Raw genomic sequence first — 22,730 nt, forward strand, 5'->3', positions numbered from 1 at the left:
AAATGCCCGATCAGTTCAGGCGATAGGCGAAATCGCCGTCGCTGCCCAACTCGATGTTCAAACTCTGAATCGGTTTGTCCTGCGCCATGCGCTCCAGCACCCGTTGCGCCAGTTCCGGCATCAGGGTCTTGGACAGAATGTTGTCGATGTTGCGGGCGCCGCTGTCGACTTCCGTGCAGCGCGAGGCAATGGCCTTGACCAGCGCCTCGTCATAGCTCAGGACAGCCTGATGATTACGCTCGAAGCGCTGGCGAATGCGCGCAAGCTTGAGTGCGACGATGCGCTCCAGAATCGCGTCCTTGACCGGGTAGTAGGGGACGATGGTCAGGCGGCCGAGGAAGGCCGGCTTGAACACCTGGTTCAATTCGTCACGCAGCCCTTCGACGATATCTTCCGGCGTCGGTTGCGGCTGGGCATTGAGGCACCACTGCATGATGCGGTCGGTGCCGGTGTTGGACGTGAGGATGATCACGGTGTTGCGGAAGTTGATCTCGCGACCTTCGCCGTCATCCAGCACGCCTTTGTCGAACACCTGGAAAAACAGTTCGAGCACGTCCGGGTGGGCCTTTTCCACTTCATCGAGCAGTACCACGCTGTAAGGCTTGCGCCGCACGGCTTCGGTCAGCACGCCGCCCTCGCCATAGCCGACATAACCCGGAGGCGAACCCTTGAGACTGGAGACGGTGTGGGCTTCCTGGTACTCGGACATGTTGATGGTGATGACGTTACGCTCGCCGCCGTACAGGGTGTCGGCCAGCGCCAGTGCGGTTTCGGTCTTGCCGACGCCGCTCGGGCCGAGCAACAGGAACACGCCGATCGGTTTGTTCGGGTCTTCCATGCGTGCGCGGGAAATCTTGATGCGCTTGCCGATTTCCTGCAGTGCGTGGTCCTGGCCGAGCACCCGTTCGCCCAGCAATGCCGGCAGGCGCTGCACGGTGTCGATTTCGTCGCGCAGCATCTTGCCCAGCGGGATGCCGGTCCAGCCGGAGATCACTTCACCGATGGTGCCGCCATCCACCAGGGCATGCACCAGCGGTTGCTCACCCTGGACGCTGGCCAGTTCGGCGCGCACCGCGGCAATCTCCTGGGTATCCGGCGCCTGATTTTCCGGATGGCTGAGGGCGCCGAGTTTTTCCACCAGTTGCAGCTCGCGTTGCCATTGCTGTTCGAGGGCATCGCGGGCCTGCTGTTCGCTCAGCAGTTCGGTGTTGAGGGCGGTCAGGCGGCGGGCATGGTCGCTGCCTTTGGCGGCTTCCTGTTGCAGTACCGAGATCTCCGCCTGCAGATTGTCGATCTGGCGCTTGCAGTCTTCCAGCGGCCCCGGCTGTGCCGATTGCCCCAGGGCGACCCGGGCGCAAGCGGTGTCCAGCACACTGACGGCTTTGTCCGGCAGTTGGCGCCCGGTGATGTAGCGATTGGACAGGCGCACGGCCTGCACCAGCGCTTCGTCCATCACCGTGACTTTGTGATGTTCCTGCATCTTGGCCAGCAGGCCGCGCAGCATGTGGATCGCCTTGTCTTCGTCCGGCTCTTCGACCTTCACCACCTGGAAGCGACGGGCGAGGGCGGCATCTTTTTCGAAGTACTTCTTGTACTCGGCCCAGGTGGTCGCCGCGATGGTGCGCAATTCGCCGCGAGCCAGGGCTGGCTTGAGCAGGTTGGCGGCGTCGTTCTGCCCGGCCTGGCCACCGGAGCCGATCAGGGTGTGCGCTTCGTCGATGAACAGAATGATCGGGTGCAGGCTGCGCTTGGTTTCTTCGATGACTGACTTGAGGCGGTTTTCGAATTCACCTTTCACCCCGGCACCGGCTTGCAACAAACCGAGGTCCAGGGTGTGGATGGCGACGCCCTTGAGCACCGACGGCACGTCTCCCTGCACGATGCGCAGGGCCAGGCCTTCGACCACGGCGGTTTTGCCGACGCCGGCTTCACCGGTGAGGATCGGGTTGTTCTGGCGGCGGCGGGTGAGGATGTCGACCATCTGCCGCACCTCGAACTCGCGACCCAGCACCGGGTCGATCCGGCCTTCGCGAGCGCTTTGCGTGAGGTTGATGGTGTACTGATCGAGGGCCGGTGTCTTGCCGTTGCCTTTGACCGGGCTGGTGTTGGCGGCTTCTGCAGTGCCCAGCGGTTTGGCCAGGGCCGATTCGGCGCTGCCTTCCACCAAGGCGTTGAGGTTCACGCGCAAATCGTCGGCGTTGATCTTCTCCAGCTCGGCCGCCCCCGCGATCACCACCCGGCGCAGTTCGTCGTCATCGAGCAGGGCCTGCAACAGATGGCCGGTTCGGATCTGCGCCTGGCCGAATTCGATGGAGGCCAGGACCCACGCCTGTTCGATCATGCGGGTCAGGTGCGGCGACAGTGCCGGGGTGCGCGTATTGCCCTTCTTGAACGTCCCCAGTGCCGTCACCAACTGCGCCTGCAAGCGCTCAGGCACCACGTCGTAATGACGCAGGATGGCCGGCAGGTCGTTGTCGTGGCCGTCGAGCAATTGCAACAACAGGTGCTCGATTTCGACATCGTAGTGGTGTTCCGACAGACACAGTGCCGCGGCGCTTTCGGTGGCGGTACGGCTGGTGTCGTTGAGCTTGGCGAACAGGGACTTCAGGTTCACAGGGAGATCCCATCAAAAGGAATGTGGAAGAGCGCGCAACGGGAGGGTTCCACGTCGACGCCTGGTCGTTTGAGCCAGCCGAGCCGGCCCAGCGAAAGATTGCCCTGGCGACCCAGGCGGGCGACGGGTACGGACTGCGGTTTGAGCTTTGGCGCCAACTGGAAATCGAGTTCCGCGCCCACATAGAAACGCACCAGTTCCACCAGCTTCCGGTAGTCCTCGGTGCCTGGCTGGAAGCGTTGATAGTCGGCCAGTTCCAGCGGGCCCATCTCGATGCGCACGCACGACTGATAGTCCCAGACCCGATTGCCGGCGACGGCGCTTTGCCCGAGCACGGCGTTCTTGCGCCCCAGTTGCGTGCATTGGCTGGCGTCGAGTTTCAGCCAGCGACCGGCAAACGGCTTGACCTTGAATGGCAGCGAAAAATAGAAAGCCAGCATCACTTCCAGGTTCAACGCGTTGCGTGGCTTCTGGGCGAACAGGCCGGAGAAATAGCTGAACAATTCACGGCGCAGGGGCGAGCCTTGTTTGTCGAATTTCTGCTTCTGCGCTTCGGGGCCGAAACCCACCAGGTTGAGCAGGTAGCGGTCGAAATCCGAGGTGCCGTTGCGTTCGTACTCGATGTAGAACTTGTACTTTTGCCAGGCCTCATAGAACAGCGTGGTCATGCGGTGCGAAAAAATGTCGAGGAACGCATGGGCCGCGTCATCCCGGTACTGGATGTGCCGCTCAATCAATAGCTCGGTGTACGGACGCGGCAACACGCCCGACGGCCCGACCAGCCCCATGAAGGTGACTTGCATCTCGGACAGCGGCAGGCCGGCCACGGACACCTTGCCTTCACGCTCGAATTGCAAATCGCTGACTTCACTGGCCGGGAAGTTGAGCGACAGCTGCGAGCGAAAACGCAAAGGGTCTTCGTGCGGTCGGGTTTGCAGGTCCATGCGCCCGGTTCTGCTGTAATGCAGGCGAAGCAAGCGCACCAACTGGAAAAACTCGAATCGGTGCGGCTCAGCCCGTGCCTGGTCGATCAGACCAGGGGTTGATCGCCGGTTCGCGGTGGCCATTGGACGACTCTCTTTTCGCGCTGCAAGGTGCGAAGGGTTAATTGGGTAAAGCTGTTCATCGAGCAGTACTGACCAAAGAAGTGATCGAGCACCATGCCGAACAAAAACACACCGCTGCCGGTGTACTGGCTTTCATCGAAATTAAGGGTGATGCCGACGCCGCGCACGAAGTTCGGCCGCGGGTGGCCGATGCGCGCGACCACAGGTTCGCTGCTGACCGAGACGATGCCGTTGATCTGTTTGCGGATCGCCGACACGTTGCGGTAGTTGTAGAGCGACAACAGCTCCAGCAGCACCTCGCGACCGCGGGACACCAGCGACATGTGGTTCAGCGACAGGTGCGAAATCAGCCGCCAGATCACCCCGTTGCCCAAGGGCACGCGCGCGGTGGCGGTGGGCTTGCGCAGGCAGCGGATGTCCTTGATCACCGAGTTACCGGGGATATTGAAATCGCCGCGCTCGCCGCCGAACGGCAACATCAGGGGCAGGTCACGGTTGCAGCAGGTCAGGCGGATGCTCAACGCATCGTTGTTGGCCTCCATCAACCCCAGCTCGCGATCCACCACCCGGATAAACACGTTCGAGCCATCGCGCTGGCCGCTCTGTACCGCTCGGCGCCGGGCAATCCAGAAGCTTTGGCCCGGGCCCTGATCGCCACGGGGTTCGAAAAACGGATGGCAGGTGCCGACCTGATCGATGCCGCCGACCTTGCGCACGCGCCGCACGCGATCGATGGACACCACTTCGGCCGAGCCTTGCAGGCGCACATCCGGCGTCACTGCGTATTCGTGCTGGGCGTGGGTCAACTTGATCGGCTCGGCCTGCTGGCGGAACAGGTTGATGATCGGCGTGCAATTGAGCTTGAAGTTATTGCGCCCGATGTTTTGCGTCAGGCGCGCCAGGCGGTCGCTCAGGTCGTAGTCGGAAAAGTAGAAATTGACCTCGACTTTCTCGACGTCCTTGCCCGCCAGAATCCGCGCAAAACCCGACAGGTCGAAGAACATGAATTTGTCGGGGAAGGTGAAGTATTCGTGCAGCAGGCGGTAGCCGAGGAACGAGCGCTCGGAGTAGTCCACCAGGCCTTCGTCCAGACCATAACCGACGGCTTTCAACGCGTTGGCCGGCAAGACGACCTCGCGGGTGCGCCCCTGATCTTCAAAGGTCAGCGTGGCCTTGGCCAGGTTGTTGAACAGCAATTCGTACAGTTGCAGCATCAACGTGCTTTCGCCGTCGAGGAAGAACCGCAGGCGGTCCAGTTCCAGCTTGCCGAACAACACGTCGGAGGTCGCCACCAGGCCGATGCGCAGGCGCGCGACCAGGTCAGCGCTGTGGCCGTTGAACGCCGAGCGTTCCATCTCGATAAACGATGCCTGTTGCACCGACACCGGCCACAGCTCGACCGGGTAGCAGGTGCGGAATTTACACACCACGCCATCGATCGGGTTGGCGCTGAGTTCGGTATGCCGGGGCACACGGAAGGCTTCGGTGACTTTTTCCTGCTTGCCCAGATTGAATTCGACGATCGACATCGACGGGGTAGGGCGCAGGTAATGCGGGTACAGCACCTCGAGAAACGACTCGACGATTTCCGGCAGCTCGTCGTCGAGTTTTTTGTGCACCCGCGCCGACAGGAACGAGAAGGCCTCGATCAAGCGCTCGGTATGCGGGTCTTCGCAGTTATCGCCCTCGATGAGCAACCGCGAAGCGATTTTCGGGTACTGGCTCGCGAACTCCTGGCCCAAAAAGCGCAGGTGCGACAGTTCCTTTTCGTAATAGGGCAGCAGATCGTCGAGCATCAGTTGAGGTTCTGCACTTTGTATTCCTGGGTGTTGACCTGCAGCACCGCGTCGAAGGACACCTGGCGGGTGACGTCTTGCAGGCGCAGGACCGCGTCCACGCGAAAGGTCAGCATGCGTTGACCGGTCTGTTGGGCGAGCAGTTGCACTTTGACGCTGCGAAAGCGCCGGTCGCCGACCGTGATCGCTTTCTCCAGTTGCCGCTGGATCAACAGGCGATCCTTCGGATCAAGCACGCTGCGGCTGGTGAAATCCGGCATGCCGTAGTCGAGGATGCTGCCGCTCAGGTTGACGAAACCGTCCAGCTCGTTGGCGACCAGGGACTGGCGGGTGTTGACCAGGATTTCCAGGTCGCGAACGATGCTGGCCTTGTAATCGGCCAGCGAACACAAGCGCTGCGATGACGCTTCGATGGACTGATGCGGACGATCGTCCAGCAATCGGTCCAGCAGTGATGGCAACAGCTTGTGTTGACTGGTCATGGTGCCTCCCTGGCAATGTGCCCGATCAGCCGCGGGTCGATTGCGGCAATTCAGCGACCAGGCGCAACGAAGCGGTCAGCTCGTCCAGTTGGTAGTGCGGGCGCAGGTAGGTCACGGCCTTGTACACCCCCGGCTTGCCCGGCACCTCGAACACCTCGGCGCGGGCTTCGCGCAACGGGAACTTGGCCTTGGCTTCCTGGCTCGCGGTGTCGTCCAGCAGCACGTAGCTCGACAGCCACTTGTTGAGGAACAGCTCGACGTCCTTGCGCGAGGCGAAGCTGCCGATCTTGTCGCGCATGATCGCCTTCATGTAGTGGGCGATGCGCGAGGTGGCGAAGATGTACTGCAACTGCGCGGAAAGCCGGGCGTTGGCATTGGCGATGTCGGTGTTGTACTGCTTCTGCTTCTGCGCCGACTGGGTGCCGAAGAACGCGGCGTAGTCGGTGCCTTTGCAGTGCACCAGCGGAATGAAACCGAGGTCCGACAGCTCTTTTTCACGGCGGTCGGTGATGGCGATTTCGGTCGGGCACTTGAGGGCGATTTCACCGTCATCGGTCTTGAACGTGTGGGTCGGCAGACCTTCCACCAGGCCACCACCCTCGACACCACGGATCGCCACGCACCAGCCGTAGCGGGAAAACGCATCGGTGACCCGGGTGCCCAGCGCGTAGGCGGCGTTCATCCACAGGTATTTGTTGTGGTCGCGGCCATCGACGCTTTCGACGAAGTTGAATTCCTCGACCGGCGTGGTATCCGGGCCGTAAGGCAGGCGACCGAGCACGTGGGGCAGGGTCAGGCCGACATAACGCGAGTCTTCGGAGGCGCGGAACGACTTCCACTTGGCGTATTCGACGGTGTCGAAAATCTTCGCCAGGTCCCGTGGTCCGGACATGTCGGTGAACGAATCCCAGCCGAACAGCTCAGGCGAGGCCGCCGAGATGAACGGTGCGTGGGCGGCCGCGGCGACGTGGGAAATCTCTTCGAGCAGGTACATGTCTTCCGGGCTGCGGTTGAACTCGTAGTCACCCAACAGCATGCCGAACGGTGCACCGCCGAAGGTGCCGTATTCTTCTTCGTAGATCTTCTTGAACAGCGCGCTCTGGTCGAATTCGGAAGCGGCCTTGAGGTCACGCACCAGGTCTTTCTTCGACGCATTGAGCAGGTGGATCTTCAGCGTGGTACTGGTTTCGGTCTGGTCGACCTGATACTTCAGGCCGCGCCAGGACGCTTCCAGCTGCTGGAACTCACTGGCGTGCATGATCTCGTTCATCTGCTCGGAGAGCATCGCGTCGATCTCGGCGATGCGCGCATCGAGCACGGCGATCAGGTCCTTGCTCGGCGTCATTTCGCCTTCCAGGATCTGGTTGACCAATTCACCGATCAGGTCGCGGGTGCGGGTGCGCTCGGTCTCGGAGCGGGCCACGCGGCTTTGCGAAATGATGCTGTCGAGCAACGAGGATTGCGCGGTGAAGCTGTCCACTTCAACCAGCGTGCTGTCCTGTTGAGTCACGGTTTGCTTGTCGTTCATCGTCAGGCTCCTACGCTTTGCCGTCGGTGGCTGGAACGGCGGCTTCACGGCCGAATTCCTTGCCCAGGGTTTTCAACTTCTCGGTGTTCTGCAACACGTCCATGAGCAGCTCTTCGAGCTTGTCGTTGCCGCCCATCTTGTTGCGCAGGTCCGCCAGCTTGTTGCGCACTTCCAGCAGCTTGCGCAGCGGCTCGACCTGCTTGACCACGTTCTGCGGTTCGAAGTCTTCGAGGGCGTTGAAGTTGAGCTCGACCCCCAGCTGCGTGCCGTTCTTGGCCAAGGTGTTGTCGACGCGGTAGGTCAGGCGCGGCTTGATGCCCTTGAGCACGCCGTTGAAGTTGTCGCGGTCGATGAAAATGAACTTGCGGTCCTTGAGCTTCGGCAGCGGCTCCAGCGGGTTGCCGGAGAAATCGCCCAGCACACCGACGACAAAGGGCAGCTCTTTCTTTTCCTGAGCGTCACCGATATCCACGTCGTAGGTGATGTGGACCCGAGGCGCGCGAACGCGGTCGAGTTTGTGCTGGGTACTTTCCTTCTTCGCCATCGTGATCTCCTGTGCGATCAATTCGCTGCAAGTCGTTTGCGTGTCGGTTCAATGGGTGGCCGAGCGCGTTACATTCCTTCGATCGTCAGCAGCAGGCGCTGACGGATTTCATCGTTCATTTCCATGATGTTTTCAAAGCCCACCAATTCTTCGAAGCTGGTGTTGCCGGCAATCTGGGTGCTGCTGCGGATCACCGCCTCGTCGGGCAGTTGCGAGCGAACCGGCGAGCTGATGACGCAGAAGGGCAGGTCGCCGAACTCCTTCAAGCGTTCGAAACTGACGGGAAAACGCAGGCCTTCGAGCAGGCGGCTGATGCCGGGCGACTTGCTCAGGCAGTAGAACAGCACCAGGTAATGCACCACGAAGCGGTACAGCTCGGCGCTGCTGCGATTGGGGTCTTTGATGACGGTGCGAAAGCGGGCCAGGTCGAACGAACTGAAGCCCACTACCCAGCGCACGGGGCTGGTGATGCGAATGGTTTGGCCGCTTTGGGACAGCACCTTGTCGTACTCCAGCGCAAACAGTTGCGGGGTGGTACTGAGCAGGTTGAGGGGCACTTCGAGTTCGTTGACCAGCTGGAACGGAGCGCCCGAGCCGATGCGGTCGTAGAGCTCCTTGAGTTCCTTGAAATGGTGCTGGGTTTCGCGGCCGCTGCTGCGTTGCGCACCCTGCAGGTACTCACCGAAAAACGCTTGCGGACGGATCAGCAAAGCCAGGGTCGCCAGGTAGTCCGAAGCCTGCGCCTTGAGCGCATCGGAAATGGCCCGGGTCTGGCTTCGCAGCTTGATCAATGCTTCAACATCAAAAAACGTCTGAGTCATCGGTACATCGTCCTTGAACACTGCGCGACGACTACCCGGATATACACGGGAGTACGTGCGCAGCGACTAATTTCTCGATTGAACGTCTGTTCACGAGTTGTGATTGCTGATGTTTCACATCAAAAAATCACACTGCCAGGAATCATTGGGAGTGCGATGCTGGCATATGGATATCGAGTTGCCAGTAACGTCGTGTATGGCAACAGGATGTGTAGGAAAGTTCCTACGAGGCAGGGATTTTTTCTTTTTTTTGTTACGTGTCGCAATGATGTCTGGTTGCCATTATTTGCCGGATCTGAATGGCGGAAGTGTCTGAAACCCAATAAATTCAATGGTTTCAGGCAAATAATGGATCCAATTTTTAATTGAAAAAAATTGAAAAAAGGTGAACCGGTTCACCCAATGCCCGCTTGATGATCCGCTGAGGAAGCGGTTGAAGGATAAGTGTCATATAACCGGCAAGGAAGTGATGGCATCTCGAGGTGTCCGGGATATACGAGGCGTCCATTCCATTGCTGAACGAGTGTTCGGGCACTATGGCGTTACATATCGACGATATTTCTGTATAACGCGCCAGGTACGTCTGCGCCCCATAACTTTCATGTCGGGCCGTGCAATAGCGTGAGGGCTTCCGGGCCTTTGTTAAATGGAATTTATGCGCGCCACGGATGTAAGGCGACGCGACTATTGAGGCCCTGTCTCATGAGAACGTTGAAACTCATTGCCGTACTTATTCTCCTGCCGCTTTGCCTTGGTTTGTTTGGCGCCTGGGAGTTACAACGCAGTACCGAGAGCATCAAGGAGTTCGCTGATATCAACGCCGAACTGGGCGAGATGCATGTCGAACTCGAAGCGATGGTTGCCAAACCGTTCTCCCGCTCGGCCACAGTCGATATCAACGGTGAACGCATGGGTGTCCACCTGGCTTTATCGCGCGTTACCCAGGCCGAGCACGAACTGACCATCTTGCAACCGGTGGCTGCCGTGATGAGCAACCTGGCCAAGGGTGCCATCACCCTCGGCCTCCTGGCTTCCCTGGTCGGCGTGCTGGGGCTGCTGGGTCTGCGTTGGGCCGGTGCCCGCGCGAGCCATTCCCGTGAACGATTGCTGCACACCTTCAGCCGAGTGAGTCGCCTGTTGCCGTATCTGCTGGTGGGGCACATTGTCGCCATGGGCGCGGCGGTAGCGGCCATTCTCGGTTTCGAAGGCCTGGGGCTGTGGCACATGGGGAAAATGGCCGCCGGTGAATTCAAGCTGATGCTCATCGTGTTGATGCTGATGCTCGGTTTCCTGTATTCGATCTGGCAGATGGGCAAGCAGCTGCCGGTCATGCTGCGCATGTTCCAGTCCACACCGATGAACGTTCTGGGCCAGGTGGCCACACCGCAACAGGCGCCAGCGTTGTGGGCCTATGTTCGCCAGCTGGCGGATCAACTCGGCGCGTTGGCACCCGAGCACATCGTGCTGGGCATGACCGAAGGCTTTTACGTCACCTCCAGCGACGTCAACCTGCTGCCGTCAGGCACCGCGCTCAAGGGCCGCACACTGCACGTGCCGATGCTGTACCTGGGCCTGCTCGATCCGGCGGAGACCGGTGCGGTCATCGGTCACGAACTGGCGCACTTCGCCGGTGCCGATACCGAGTACAGCTTGCGCTTTGTGCCGATCTACGAAGGGATCGGCCGCAGCCTCGGGGTGATTGCCGAAACCATGCTGCAAAGCGATGTACTGCAACGCACGACGCTGTGGCCGGCGTTCATGCTCGGTGAGTATTTCATGGAGCGTTTCGATCACGCGGTGAACCATTGGAGCCGCGTGCGGGAGCTGGCGGCGGACGCGGCGGGCGCGCAGTTGGCGGGGAACATTGCCATCGCTTCGGCGCTGGTGCGTATTTCGGCCATCGACCCGTTGTTGCAACAGTGTGTATTTACCCGTGTGTCGCAAGCGACCAACCCGGGTGCCGGGTACGTCCCGCCCCACGACTTGCCAACCAGCGTCGTGCAGGAATTGGCCGCGCAGCCGCTGACCCTGCCCGAGGAGGAAATGGCAGCCAGCCTGCCGCATCCATCGGACACCCATCCCTCCAATCTTGAGCGGCTGGCGTCCCTGCAAGTCACGGTCGAAGAGGCCGTCAGCCGCGGCACCCGCCCGATCAACGCGGCACAAGCCTGCGCCGCGATGGATCACTATTTCGCCGCCCCCCAGGCATTGCGTGCGCGCATTACCGAGGACTTCCTCGGCCACTACGTGGAGCAGGACGCGGCGGTTGTGCAGGAGTTGCGTAGCCATGCCGGCAATGCCACGGAGGAAGTCCGACTGCATGAAGGCGCACGATTGCGCGGGTGGATTACCCTGGGTTGCTTCTCGTTCTTCATGCTGTTGGGTCTGGGCCTGCTGATCCTGCCGTACCTGCTGCCGCAGGTTTTCGTGGATGCGAATGCCACAATGAAGTTGGTTGGCATTCTGCTCTTGATCTGCATGGCGTTCCTGCTGCCGCTCTCCTTGCGCATGCTCACGCGGGCGAACAAGACCGCGTTGTTGCTGACGCCCGAGCACTTCGTATTCGCCAACTTCAAGGCGCCATTGCCGATCCGGCACGTCGCCGATTTTGGTCTGCAAGTGGGGCAGGGGGTGCACTTGAATCTGTTGCTGGAAGACGACGCCCCGATGCCTGAGTTGGCCTCGCGCTCGTTCTTTTCGCCGGATGCGAAACTCAACAGGAAAAAGCGCTGGGTCCAGCTGCACTTGCTGCAAATCTGCCGCGACGACAAAAAACTCAAGGACCAGGAGTTGGCGGACCTGATTGGCACCTACCTGAATGCAGGCACTGCGCGACATCTGCTGCAGCAGCGATTCGAGCAGGCCTGAATGCTTTCAGCATTGGCAAGCGTGGGACGCCGGGTTCAATGGCTCCCTGCGCAAAGCTGATGAAGAACTGATAGCAGCCCTTGCAGTTCGTTGTTTTCGTCCAGCAAGGGTTTTGCGTTTTCATACAGAACAACGTCGTTGATTGAGCCCATGCCGCCGTACAGCGACATCAGTCGAGAAAACGCGTACGCCGTATCCTGGGGCAGCGCTAAGCTGCACTCCTCAAGTCTGTCTGCCCATTGCGGGTGGCCGAATGTCCTCAGCAGTTCTGCTGTTCGGGCAAGGGTCGTGGAGATCTTGCGGATGTCTTTCATGGTGACAGCCCTGAGCCGTTGTGTTTTCGGTGGGTCACTTATCAACGCTCACAACGCTGACGGAGCCATTGTGCCAATCGACCGAGTAGCTGACGCCATTCCAGTTACCAGCGATCAGCGCCGCGTTTTTGTCGCAGTGAAGGCTCATGTAGGGTTTATCGGCTTGTGTACCGTGGGGACTTTCCTGGATGTACCAAAGCACTGTTCCATGCCGCGATAGGGCAAGGATGTTTTTGTTGGAAATGACATTTGGTGGGGGCTCGATCAGGATCGCTAGCCTGTCGTCATGCGGCAAGGCGACGTTGACCGGGTGAGGCAGGTGAATGGGTTGATTCGCTATCCATAGGATTCCGTTGTCAACGCGGTACCACGTTTCGGTCATAACGTTACCTTTAGTGTTATCGATGAAGTCGCAGCAATGCTATGTGCGTGGAAGACTTTCCGGCGGCAATCCATTCGGCAGCTGAATCTTCAGGCCGCGTGCAATCTGAATGCCTATGTTGAAGGCATCCCCTAGTGCGCTGGCAAGTTCAGGATCGTCGGCTTCAAACTCCTTGCTGGCCCAAACGCCGATAGTCAATTGGTGCAACCGGGCTTTATCTTTTTCAACGCCCAGCAACACGTTCCTGATGAATTGCAATTGGATCAACGAGCTTGAGTAAATCTGGAACTCTGGACAGCCGTTGTATCTCAGGGCGGTGATGGCTATCGCATTGTCGATGTAGTCGAGGGCCGTTATCGGCGTTTTCAGAAGGCGGTCCTTCCCGGCTCCAGCGGTTTGATAGCTGCGCGACGCTACGTACTCATCAAACATTCGAATCTGCACACCGGTCCGGGCACAGTCTCGATCATAACCAACGTGTTTTCTATAGGTCAGGAATTGTTCTGATTCTGGTCCGTGAGACAGCAGCGAAACAATCGCCGCACATTGCGTGAGCCAATAGATTTCGAACGAGGATTCAGTGCCTCGACAATAACCAAGATCTGTCGCTTTGCCGTACAAGTCACTCGCCAATTGGCTGGCGTAATCGCGGTTTATCGTGGTCTCTGAAGTCCGGTCGGCCGGATCATTCGCGATGACGAAAACCCGATAGCGCTGCAACAGGAGGGCATCCACAAGCTTCAGGTCCGGGCAGGCGGGAGGCATCAGCGGCACAAAAACATCTGGCTCACGATTGATCGGCAGCCAGGACAGGTTCCTTTCCACTCGGGAAAGTGGCTTGTCCGCTTCGGTGTGGGGGGCTGCATCGACAACCTGCTCGGTGGGGGCGGGTGGAAGAGCGGTCTTTTGCCCGAAAAGGGTTTTCAAACGATGCAGTAGTTTTGACATGGGATATCCGTTCAAGGATTTTGATTTTGAGGACAGCGATCCAAAGGGCCGGAGTGACGGTTTGTCTTAGATAGCCGTTCCTCTATTGGTCCCCGGCTGCACAATCAGCAGATCATCCAGCTCTCCGCGGCGACAACTACCCTGACACCGGGGGCACGACAAAGCGTCCCTTATGGCAAAAACGCCTTAATTCTCTTGGCGAGAAATTCGTAAAAATTGTTCGCATACAATAAGTTCTGCCCCGACGGGATTCTAATGAAAATCTGGCATTCTTCGCCGTTGTATGTGTCGTAGTCGAAGAAAAAAACCTCGCCCAAGTCGGTTTCGCTGATGACTACTTTTTTAGCGGTTGTTGATTTATGTTTGAGGCCATTGAGGTGCTGGAAAACTATATCGCCACCATTGATGTCTTCGAAGTCCATTCCATAGATGCTATATATTTCCTCCGTCCCGACTTCTCCTCCTGCATAATTGAGAAGGAACCATTTGTAGGATGCAGGCAGTTTATGGCGGATTTTTTTCTCGGCTTTTACCAGCCAGTCATCAGACACGGCGTCAGCGGGTGATCCAAACGCGGCGATATCCGGATGTTGTTTGATCAGGTTCTCTAGTTCAAGTAATGTTGGTTTATTCATTGCCTGTCTCGGACGTTGTTTTTTTTGTTTTTAAGTGAGGGTTTTTTGTCCGTAAATAGTCGTTTTGGATTCAGTTTTGATGGTGTGCGACGAGCATTTCGAGTTCTTTTGCGGGTCGCTGTTGTCAGTCGCTCAATGTTCATTTTTTTTCATCGTGCGGTGAAGGTCAGAAATTTTTGTGAAGCGGTATTTGCCACATTACGGAGGTGTAACCGTCGATAGTGTGACATCACGTACCATCATCGGCGAGAGCGACCTCTATTGTAATCTTGGCGGGTGATTCCCTCACCGAAGCGCAGCGCTTCATTGAATAAACGGTTGTCATGAGGGACTGGTTGAGTGCTCTCTTCGTTGCCGTAGAAACGTACGAATATCTGCTTTGAATGATGATCCCAACGATAGGTAACTTCTTCGTATGGGTAGTCGATAAAAATGTCTTCGTTGGCGAAACGCTCACCTTTCTCAATTGCCATTTAATTCTCTCGCGGCGTTGTATTGCTGCGTCGTTGATCGCCAACTCCGTCTGAAAGCCCAAGAACAACAAGATTTATTAAAAAACACGGCACCAAACATTGGCCTGTCACGACATATCGCCCAATTTCAGACCCGTTCAAATGCGTCCCATAACATCTGTCGAATAGCATCCAGTCTTGCGTTAGCTGCGACTCGTTGTTCAGAGGTACCTCGATCAATGTAGACGTCTGAGAAACCTGATTTACTGCCTGCCATTGTTCTATAAATTGAAGTCGCTTGTGCCCAATCATTAGTGTTCGGCAAAGGGTCGTCGGAAAGTATGCGGATTATTGCGTTTATTCCCGCATCAAAGTTTCGGCAGTTCTCACTGTGAAAAATTTCCCTGAGCTCGATGAGCAGGTTTATTAGATTTGTATTTTTCATAAAATTCCGTCATTTAATAGGTGTAGGGTTGCCGATAACTTCAACGCCTGGTATTTTCCAGGGCTCTTGCACGAAAATTTGATTTATATTTGGTCCGCCAACAAATATTCCCCCCTGGTTTCCCACCGGTCCTTCATACACAATGGTACCAGCAGGAATTTTAATAGTGAATACGGAGTTTACAGGAGAGGTCCCCGTTAGCTCTCCTGTAAGCGGGTCGATCCATTGAGGCTTAACAGCGGTATCAATTCTCACCTGCGCAACCGAGTCTGGAGCCTGCTCCGTAAACCACTGCCCTAAGGCTTTTCCATTGATGTCGCCACCTCGAAAAAGAGTGATATCATCGGAGAGTTCAACTGCCTTGTAACGCCCCCCTGAAAAGTTTCCTGAAGGGCTGCCAGGCAGTTCCGCCAGTGGGCCGGGATTATTAATCATGTCAAACTCACCGACGACTTTTCCGGGTAAAGTGGCGTGTTGCGGATGTATTGGTTTATCGATCTTTTGGATTAAGTTGTTTTTGGATTGAGTCGGTTCGGAATACTTGTATGTATTCTCAGCCTTCACCAAAGGCGCCGGTTCCCTCACCCGCAACTCATCCCGAGCCAGCAACTTTTGCTCATTCCTTGCCAACCAACCCGCCAGCTCCTTGTTCGAAATCTCTGCCTGAAGCTTCGCGCTGCGGGTCGCGATGCTTTCCATGCTGTTCATCACACCCGCTTTCATCTGACCCCGTGTCAGGTAGGTGACGATGGCTGTGAGCAGCAGCAATACGAGCTGCTCCTGCCCGCGGGCCAGTTGTCGTGCCGCGCGTTCGACGCGTTCCTGTACCAGTGCAGCGGAACCGCCGCTGGGGTCCAGGCCGGACGGTTTGACGCCTTCTTCGGCGTGCCAGGCCGTGGCAATGCCTTCCTGCAAGGTCGAGAGGCAGGCGGGCAGGCCCTGGTAAAAGTATTCGGCGATGGCGGACAGGCCCAGGCCCATGAGAATCAGGTTGCCGACCTGCAAGCCGATACCGGCCCCGGCAGCGGCTCCGGGGGCAGCGCCGACGCCGAATGCGAAGGCCCCCGCTGCGCCGCCGGCCACGGTGCCGATCGCTACGCTGCCGCCGAGAATCATCGAGACTTCCTTGACCAGTTGCAGCAGCACCGGCAGGATCTGCTCGATTTCAATCGAGGCCCACTTGCGCTTGAGGTCCATCTGGATGATCGGGTAGGAGAGGGTCATCGCCTGATGCACCGCATCGATGCGGTGACCACCCATGTAGCCATAGGCCTGGCTCGCGCCATTGCTGACACGCCGGGTGAAGCCGTTCCAGTTGTCGTGAGCGCTCTGCAAGCCGTCGTTGACGCCCTGGTTCAGCTCGCTGAATTTCTGGTCGAGGTTGCGTTCGACATCGGCCCAGCTGGGCACGTTGGCTAAAAGATCCATTTACTCATCACTGTCCTTGGGGAAAAGGCGCTTCCTTGTTGCTGCGGTCGAGCTGTCGAATATCCGACTTCACATCATTGCCAAAGCGATGGCTATCAGCCCTGCTTCAGACTGCGGGGCGAGTTGAAAATTTCAACATGGATCCCATTTTTTGTTATTCGCGTTACATTCGGCAATGATGGCAATAAGGCATTAGTTGCCAATCAGTGGCACCTAACTTCCCGTTCATCCTTGATATATCGGCGTTTCTGGGTGGCCAGCGTGGCGATAATTATTTTTCAGGGATTATCCCGAACTGAGTTCGAAGTGCGTGGAAGTGCCCGCATGCACTGCGTGCGGGTTGACACAGTGCATGACATGGGTGTCTCCTTCCCGCGTTCGAGAACCAGTGCAACTTGTAGAAGTGTGACAAATTTCTCAAATATTTTGCCGGGTAATGGCACTTTCATACTGCCTTGCGGTCGCAGTTCCTGACGCACAATGGCGTGTAAGGGATCTCATTCGGTGTTTAAAAAAATCGATGAAAATGAAGGATTTTTTGCAGGTGGCCTCTGGCAGAACTTGCAGATGATTCGTGCCTCAGACCGAAAACATAGGGTGGCGAAGTGTTCGCCTGGTTCAATGTTGCGGCAAACAGGGTTTTGACCCTCTTATCTGATTCGTTATGTGCAGTGGTTGAGAGAGGGCGGTAGCTTTCCACTGTTTTCAAGGAGATACACATGTTGATGGACCTTGCCGCAATGCTTTCCCCGCAAAATCGGCGCCTGTTCAAGTTCAAGAACCTCGCCAACCCCGAACAGCAATTGTTGCTTGAGTCCTTCAAGGGAACTGAAGGTCTGTCCCGTGCGTACAACTTCGAGTTGCTGCTGGTGTGCCAGGACTCCGACGTCGAGCTGAAGTCGATGATGGGTCAGCACGTGGTTCTGGAAATCGAGCTGGCAGACGCCACGCCTCGTTACCTGGCGGGCTATCTCACGCGGTTTGCCAGCATCGGCAGCGACGGCGGCATGGCTCGCTATACGGCGACGCTGAACCCCTGGTTCTCGATGCTGAAGAACCGCTTCGACACGCGCATTTTCCAGGGTTGCACGGTGGAAGATGTGGTCACCCAGGTGTTTGCCTTGTGCACCGCGTTTTCCCGGCACGAGTTTCGCCTGAGCAAGCCGCTCAAGCATTACACCTATATCACCCAGTACCGGGAATCGGACTTCAATTTTGTCCAGCGCCTGCTGGAAGAAGAGGGGATGTTCTACTACTTCGAGCACACCGCCGAAGGCCACACCATGATCATCTGCGACGACTCCAGCACCCTGGTGCCGTTGCCTGAACAGCCGCAGATCCGCTACCACACGGCATCGGTCACCGAGACCGCCGACTCCATTACGCAATGGAGCGGTAATCGCCAGTTGCAGTCCGGAAAAATGGTGGTCCAGACCTTCGATTATCGCCAGCCGTCCAATCGCTTGCCGGTCGCCATGAAGAGCCTGAACAAGCAAGGCGATGTCGACGACTTCGAAATCTATGATTTCCCTGGCCAATACACCCACGGCACCTACGACGAAGGCGAAGCGCTGCTGCGTTTGAGAGTCGAAGCGCTTGAGCTCAAGGGCAAGAGTTTCCACGGCGCCAGTAACTGCCGCGCGATGAAACCCGGTTATACCTTCGAACTGCTGCAGCATTACGATCACGACCAAGGCCCCGCCGATGATCGTCAGTTCCTGTTGATGAGCGTCGAAAGCGAAGGCCACAACAACTACCTCAGCGGGCACCAGGCGAGCTACTACAACACCTTCGCCTGCGTGCGCAAAAAGATCGTCTTCCGCCCTCAACTCACTACCCCGCGCCCGACCATCTCCGGCCCGCAAACCGCGATCATCGTCGGCCCGCCGGGGGAGGAAATTTTCACCGACGAACTCGGTCGGGTGAAGGTGCAGTTTCACTGGGACCGCAAGGGCGAGCACAACGACAAGAGCTCCTGCTGGGTCCGCGTCGCCCAGGCCGGTGCCAGCGGCGGTTTCGGCAGCATCCAGATTCCCCGTGTGGGCGATGAGGTCGTGGTGGTGTTCCTCGACGGCAACCCTGACCGCCCGCTGGTCATGGGCAGCCTCTACAACAGCCAGAACACCCCACCGTGGTCGCTGCCGGCGAACAAGACCCAGAGCGGGTTCCTGACGCGGTCGATGAAGGGCGACGGCGGTACGGCGAACTTCTTCCGTTTCGAAGACAAGGCCGGTGCCGAACAGATCATCATGCATGCCGAGCGCAACATGGACACCGAGATCGAGGTCGACGAGATCCACAGTGTCGGCAGCAACCGCACGATCACGGTCGGTGGCACGCACACCGAAACCATCAAGAAAGACACGGTGATGAATGTCCAGGAAGGCTCGCTGACGATCCAGGTCGACAACCAGTTCATTCAGGTCAGCGCCAAACAGCACATCATTCTTCAGGTGGGCGGCAGCAGTATCAAGCTGACGCCCGAAGGCATCGAAATAAAGGGCGACGCCATCGATATTCTTGGCAAGAACACCTACGTCCACGGTGACCGTGTCGATATCAACAAGTGAGAAATCAGACCATGGTCAGGACCAGCATCTACGACCGTATTTCCGAGAAGCGGTTAGCGGCCGAGACACTTGCGCGGCAGCAGTTGCAGGAGGCTGTCGAGGTTTCGCCCGCTGTCATCGAGCCTGAGCCGGTAGCGGTGATACCGCTTCAATTGGCGCGCAATGAATTGAAAGTCGCGGGGCTGAATCTGGTAATGCCGCAAGGCTTCAACTTCCGCGACATTGATACAACGCTCGAAAAGCATGGCCATCCCGTCACGTTCAGTGCCAAGCGTCGTCCTGCACCTGAAGGGCTGACGCTGCAACGCTCGGTGCAGTTATATGTGGAGAACCTGCGCAAGAACCACCCCGACGTCACCATCGTGCGGCAGAGCGATTGCCTGCTGGCAGGCAGTCCGGCGATTACCCTGGATTATATATTCACGGCGGGACAGGAGCGTCGCCACGGCAGAGCGACCAGCGCAGTCATCCAGCCCGGCAATGGTAACGAACGCCAATGGTTGAGCATGTCGACGATGATCAATCCCGCACATGCAGAGCTTGCCGATTGGTTAATCGAGTTCGAGACGATGCTCGAAAACATCAGCGCTGACTAAGCATTTTCCCCTTTTACGTATTTACGGAACACACGCCCAATGGACTATCAGCTTCAGGAAGGATCCATCACGTTGCCGGAAGGTTTTCAGGACCGCACGGTGAACATGTTCGTGCTCGGCAACAGTATTCCTGCGCCACTGAACATCACACTGTCGCGCGACAACATGCTGCCGGCAGAGGATCTGAAGGCTTACATCGAGCGCCAGGTAAAACTCATTGCCGCCAAACTGCGCGGCTATACCTTGCTCAGCAAGAAGCCGGCAGCGCTGTCCGGGGAGCAACCGCTTTGCGGCATCCAGGTGGATGCCTACTACATGAACGATGGTCGACCGGTTTACCAACGGCAGGCAGCGTTCGAAATCGAACCCGGTCGCATCCTGGTGTTTTCCACCACCAGCCAGGCTGATTTCAGTGCCACGCAAAACCAGAATTGGCTGCAGCTGCTGACAAGTTTCAAACCGCGCCAGGCCGAGACGGTGTCCACCGACAGCGCCGAACAGGAGTAACCCATGTTCGAAGCTGCGCGTTGGGGCGATGAAATTGAACACACCAGTGCGCTCGGCGGCTTTCTCGCCGGCGCAGTGATCGGGCTTGCGATTGCGACGGCTGCCGCGTTCACGATCTGCACGGCGGGGCTCGGCGGAATTCTGCTGGGGATTGCCGTAGGGCTGGCTGCCAGTTTCGTCCCCATGATTGGCGAAAGCATAGGGTCGGCAATGAGTTCGCCCGCCGGGGGGATCAAGCTCGAAGGCTGCTCGACGGATGTGTTCATCAATAGCCGTAATGCCGCCCACGCAAAATTGAGCATGGGTATTTGTGATAAACACCCAGCACCGGTAATGGTCGCCGAAGGCTCATCCAACGTTTTCATCAACAATGTGGCGGCTTCGCGCAAGGGTGACAAACTCACTTGCGGCGCGAAGATCTCCAGCGGCTCGAACAATGTGTTCATTGGCGGCGGAACTGAGCGCTATCTCGATGTCGACGAAGAAATTCCCGGCTGGCTGCGGGTCACCGTCGACGTGCTGATGATTGTCGCCTCGATGGGCCGCGCAATTGGTCCGATCTTCAGGCTGGGCATGGCACAAGGTCTGAAGGCGGCCGGGCCTTGCGCATTGAAGTTTGGAGCGGCCGTGGCGGGCAGCTATCTGGCCGGTCGCTTTGTCATCGGTCCGGCCGTTGAGCGCGCAATTGGGGGTTTGAGCGGCAATCCCGTCGACCTTACCAGCGGGCGCAAGCTGCTGCTCGAGTCGGGAGAAACCGACTTTGCGCTGCCGGGGCTCATGCCGATTGAATGGTCGCGCTTCTATGCCAGCGATCTGACCGTCGACAGCGTGCTCGGCAAAGGCTGGGTCTTGCCTTGGGAGCAAAGCCTGCGCAGAAGCGGCAGCTTCGTCTACCTCACGGATAACCAGGGGCGCAGCGTGCCCTTTGTGGATGTGGAGCCAGGCGATCGCATCTATAACCCCTATGAGCAGCTCCACCTGGTCCGCACCGAAGGCGGCCACTACCTGCTGCAAACCCTCGACAACCTGTTCTTCTACTTCGGCGAGGTGCCGGACGACAACAGCGATGTTCCGCTGCAGCGCCTGGAAAATGCCCTTGGGCATTACCTGCATTTCACCCGTACGACAGAAGGCCGGTTGACCGACATCAGCGCCACTGGCGGTGTTCGGGTGCATCTGCACTATGACAACCCGCTGGGGCGCCTGACCGACGTCAAGCGCGTCGTCGACAACCTGGCGGTTGAAACCCTGGTGCAGTACCGCTATGACGACAACGGCCAACTCATCGAAGTGATCAATCGCAACAGCGATTCGATGCGCCGTTTCAGCTACGCCGATGGTGTGATGGCCAGCCACAGCAACGCCCTGGGCCTGAGCTGTCATTACCGCTGGGAAACCATTGATGACCAGTTGCGAGTGGTCGAGCACTGGACCAGCGATGGCGAACACTTTCACTACCGCTACGACTTCAAGCAGCGCACCTCGTGGGCCACTGACGCACTGGGGCGCGAACTGCAGATCCACTACAACGACGATCGCCGCGTGATTGCCAGTCGCGACTTCGGCGGTGAGCAGTACGCCATCGACCTCGACGAAGCGGGCAACATGACCGGTCTCAAGCTGCCGGATGGCAACCGGTTGGGGTTCAAGTACGACGACTTTTCGCGTTTGCTTGAAGAAACCGACCCACTGGGTCGCAAGATCAAATACAAGTACCACCTCGGCACTACGCTGGTCACAGAAACGACCTTCCTCGACGGCAGCACCTGGCAGACCCGCTACGACGCCAAGGGCAACTTGATCGCCGAAGTCGACGCCCTGGGCAATAAAACCGAATACCTCAACAGCGACGACGGCCTGCCGCACACCATCATCGACGCGACCCACAAGTCCAAATACCTGTGGTGGAACACCCTGGCCCAGGTCGAACGCTTCCAGGATTGCTCGGGTAAAAACACCACCTACCGCTTCGACGAGCGTCAGCATCTGGTCGCCGTCACCGACGCGCTGGGCCAGACCACTACCCTGGAACGCAAACCCGACGGCGAGGTGCTGCGCATCAATCATCCGGACGGCAGCGCCGAATCATTCACCTACAACGCCCTCGGCCAGGTACTGACGCACACCGACGGCAAAGGCCAGACCACGCGCCTGCTGCGCACCGCCCGTGGATTGCCGAGCAGCCGCCAGGACGCCAAGGGCCAACGCATCCGCTACGAATACGACCCGGCGATTCGCCTGACCGCGCTGATCAACGAAAACAACGCGGCGTACCAGTTCGCCTACGATGCGTCCGACCGGTTGATCGAAGAAAAACGCATCGACAACCTGACTCGACGCTTCAGCTACAACCTCGGCGGGCATCTGACCCAGGTCGACGAAACCGGCTACGGCGAACGCGGCGAACGACCACAGCGTCGTACCGAATTCGAGCGCGACAGCATTGGCCGGCTGCTGGCCAAACTCAATGGCGATGCCCGTCAGGATTACGTGTACGACGACGCTGATCGCCTGCTGTCGATCCAGCGCCTGCCGACCGGGCAGGGCAAGCAACTGGGTGTCAGCGAAGAAACACTCGAGTTCTCCTACGACCTGCTCGGCCGATTGGTCCAGGAGACCACGGCGCAAGGCGCCTTGTCCTACGAATACGATCCACTGAGCAACCTCACCACCCTGACGTTGCCCACCGGCCAACACCTCAATCACCTGTACTACGGCAGCGGCCATCTGCAT

The 22,730-nt window shown here is 58.1% G+C and carries 18 protein-coding genes; 5 read left to right on the forward strand and 13 right to left on the reverse strand.

What is annotated here, in order from left to right; translation table 11 throughout:
- Positions 1-10: 10 nt before the first annotated feature.
- The 7 genes from tssH to ACM6G4_RS12265 form a co-directional block, all read right to left on the reverse strand.
- Positions 11-2,614, reverse strand: coding sequence for a type VI secretion system ATPase TssH (tssH, locus tag ACM6G4_RS12235; RefSeq protein WP_414913780.1), 2,604 nt, complete (start codon positions 2,612-2,614; stop codon positions 11-13).
- The gene (gene tssG / locus ACM6G4_RS12240; RefSeq protein WP_056723977.1) at positions 2,611-3,681 is read right to left on the reverse strand and encodes a type VI secretion system baseplate subunit TssG; all 1,071 of its coding nucleotides are present in this window, start codon (positions 3,679-3,681) and stop codon (positions 2,611-2,613) included. Before tssG ends, tssH begins: the two co-directional genes overlap by 4 nt.
- Positions 3,645-5,477, reverse strand: a complete 1,833-nt coding sequence (gene tssF / locus ACM6G4_RS12245; protein WP_414913781.1) for a type VI secretion system baseplate subunit TssF — start codon at positions 5,475-5,477, stop codon at positions 3,645-3,647. The genes tssG and tssF overlap by 37 nt, the downstream gene beginning before the upstream one ends.
- The gene (gene tssE / locus ACM6G4_RS12250; RefSeq protein WP_034150988.1) at positions 5,477-5,959 is read right to left on the reverse strand and encodes a type VI secretion system baseplate subunit TssE; all 483 of its coding nucleotides are present in this window, start codon (positions 5,957-5,959) and stop codon (positions 5,477-5,479) included. Before tssE ends, tssF begins: the two co-directional genes overlap by 1 nt.
- A gap of 25 nt (positions 5,960-5,984) precedes the next feature.
- Positions 5,985-7,487, reverse strand: coding sequence for a type VI secretion system contractile sheath large subunit (gene tssC / locus ACM6G4_RS12255; RefSeq protein ID WP_056723981.1), 1,503 nt, complete (start codon positions 7,485-7,487; stop codon positions 5,985-5,987).
- A gap of 10 nt (positions 7,488-7,497) precedes the next feature.
- Positions 7,498-8,031 carry a type VI secretion system contractile sheath small subunit gene (gene tssB, locus ACM6G4_RS12260; RefSeq protein WP_007978739.1) on the reverse strand — a complete coding sequence of 178 codons (534 nt, stop codon included), beginning with the start codon at positions 8,029-8,031 and terminating at the stop codon, positions 7,498-7,500.
- A 68-nt stretch (positions 8,032-8,099) separates the two neighbouring features.
- The gene (locus ACM6G4_RS12265) at positions 8,100-8,852 is read right to left on the reverse strand and encodes a hypothetical protein (protein ID WP_414913782.1); all 753 of its coding nucleotides are present in this window, start codon (positions 8,850-8,852) and stop codon (positions 8,100-8,102) included.
- Positions 8,853-9,554: 702 nt separating this feature from the next.
- On the opposite strand from ACM6G4_RS12265, the gene ACM6G4_RS12270 reads away from it, so the two are divergent.
- The gene (locus tag ACM6G4_RS12270) at positions 9,555-11,720 is read left to right on the forward strand and encodes a M48 family metalloprotease (RefSeq protein WP_414913783.1); all 2,166 of its coding nucleotides are present in this window, start codon (positions 9,555-9,557) and stop codon (positions 11,718-11,720) included.
- A 35-nt stretch (positions 11,721-11,755) separates the two neighbouring features.
- Here the strand turns inward: ACM6G4_RS12270 and ACM6G4_RS12275 are convergent, their stop codons facing one another.
- The 6 genes from ACM6G4_RS12275 to ACM6G4_RS12300 all read right to left on the reverse strand — a co-directional run bounded on the left by ACM6G4_RS12275 (position 11,756) and on the right by ACM6G4_RS12300 (position 16,324).
- Positions 11,756-12,034 (reverse strand): DUF6966 domain-containing protein, encoded by a 279-nt coding sequence (locus ACM6G4_RS12275; RefSeq protein WP_223464658.1) that lies wholly within the window; start codon positions 12,032-12,034, stop codon positions 11,756-11,758.
- Between the two features lie 34 nt (positions 12,035-12,068).
- Positions 12,069-12,416, reverse strand: coding sequence for a hypothetical protein (locus tag ACM6G4_RS12280; protein ID WP_414913784.1), 348 nt, complete (start codon positions 12,414-12,416; stop codon positions 12,069-12,071).
- Between the two features lie 39 nt (positions 12,417-12,455).
- The gene (locus ACM6G4_RS12285; RefSeq protein ID WP_414913785.1) at positions 12,456-13,364 is read right to left on the reverse strand and encodes an immunity protein Tsi6 family protein; all 909 of its coding nucleotides are present in this window, start codon (positions 13,362-13,364) and stop codon (positions 12,456-12,458) included.
- Positions 13,365-13,534: 170 nt separating this feature from the next.
- Positions 13,535-13,999: an SMI1/KNR4 family protein gene (locus ACM6G4_RS12290; protein WP_046042531.1), complete on the reverse strand. Its 465-nt coding sequence runs from the start codon at positions 13,997-13,999 to the stop codon at positions 13,535-13,537.
- A gap of 239 nt (positions 14,000-14,238) precedes the next feature.
- Positions 14,239-14,472 carry a hypothetical protein gene (locus ACM6G4_RS12295; protein WP_080925365.1) on the reverse strand — a complete coding sequence of 78 codons (234 nt, stop codon included), beginning with the start codon at positions 14,470-14,472 and terminating at the stop codon, positions 14,239-14,241.
- A 433-nt stretch (positions 14,473-14,905) separates the two neighbouring features.
- Positions 14,906-16,324, reverse strand: a complete 1,419-nt coding sequence (locus ACM6G4_RS12300) for a DUF6861 domain-containing protein (RefSeq protein ID WP_414913786.1) — start codon at positions 16,322-16,324, stop codon at positions 14,906-14,908.
- Positions 16,325-17,043: 719 nt separating this feature from the next.
- Between ACM6G4_RS12300 and tssI the strand changes: the two genes are divergently transcribed.
- The 4 genes from tssI to ACM6G4_RS12320 form a co-directional block, all read left to right on the forward strand.
- Positions 17,044-18,894 carry a type VI secretion system tip protein TssI/VgrG gene (tssI, locus tag ACM6G4_RS12305; RefSeq protein WP_414913787.1) on the forward strand — a complete coding sequence of 617 codons (1,851 nt, stop codon included), beginning with the start codon at positions 17,044-17,046 and terminating at the stop codon, positions 18,892-18,894.
- Between the two features lie 11 nt (positions 18,895-18,905).
- Positions 18,906-19,490 carry a hypothetical protein gene (locus tag ACM6G4_RS12310; protein WP_223542073.1) on the forward strand — a complete coding sequence of 195 codons (585 nt, stop codon included), beginning with the start codon at positions 18,906-18,908 and terminating at the stop codon, positions 19,488-19,490.
- A 39-nt stretch (positions 19,491-19,529) separates the two neighbouring features.
- Positions 19,530-19,997, forward strand: coding sequence for a DcrB-related protein (locus ACM6G4_RS12315; protein ID WP_223542072.1), 468 nt, complete (start codon positions 19,530-19,532; stop codon positions 19,995-19,997).
- Positions 19,998-20,000: 3 nt separating this feature from the next.
- Positions 20,001-22,730: DUF6531 domain-containing protein (locus ACM6G4_RS12320; RefSeq protein WP_414913788.1), on the forward strand; the 2,730-nt coding region annotated here is incomplete at its 3' end.

This window comes from Pseudomonas sp. IT-P258 (assembly GCF_949767825.1).
GTDB lineage: Bacteria > Pseudomonadota > Gammaproteobacteria > Pseudomonadales > Pseudomonadaceae > Aquipseudomonas > Aquipseudomonas monachiensis.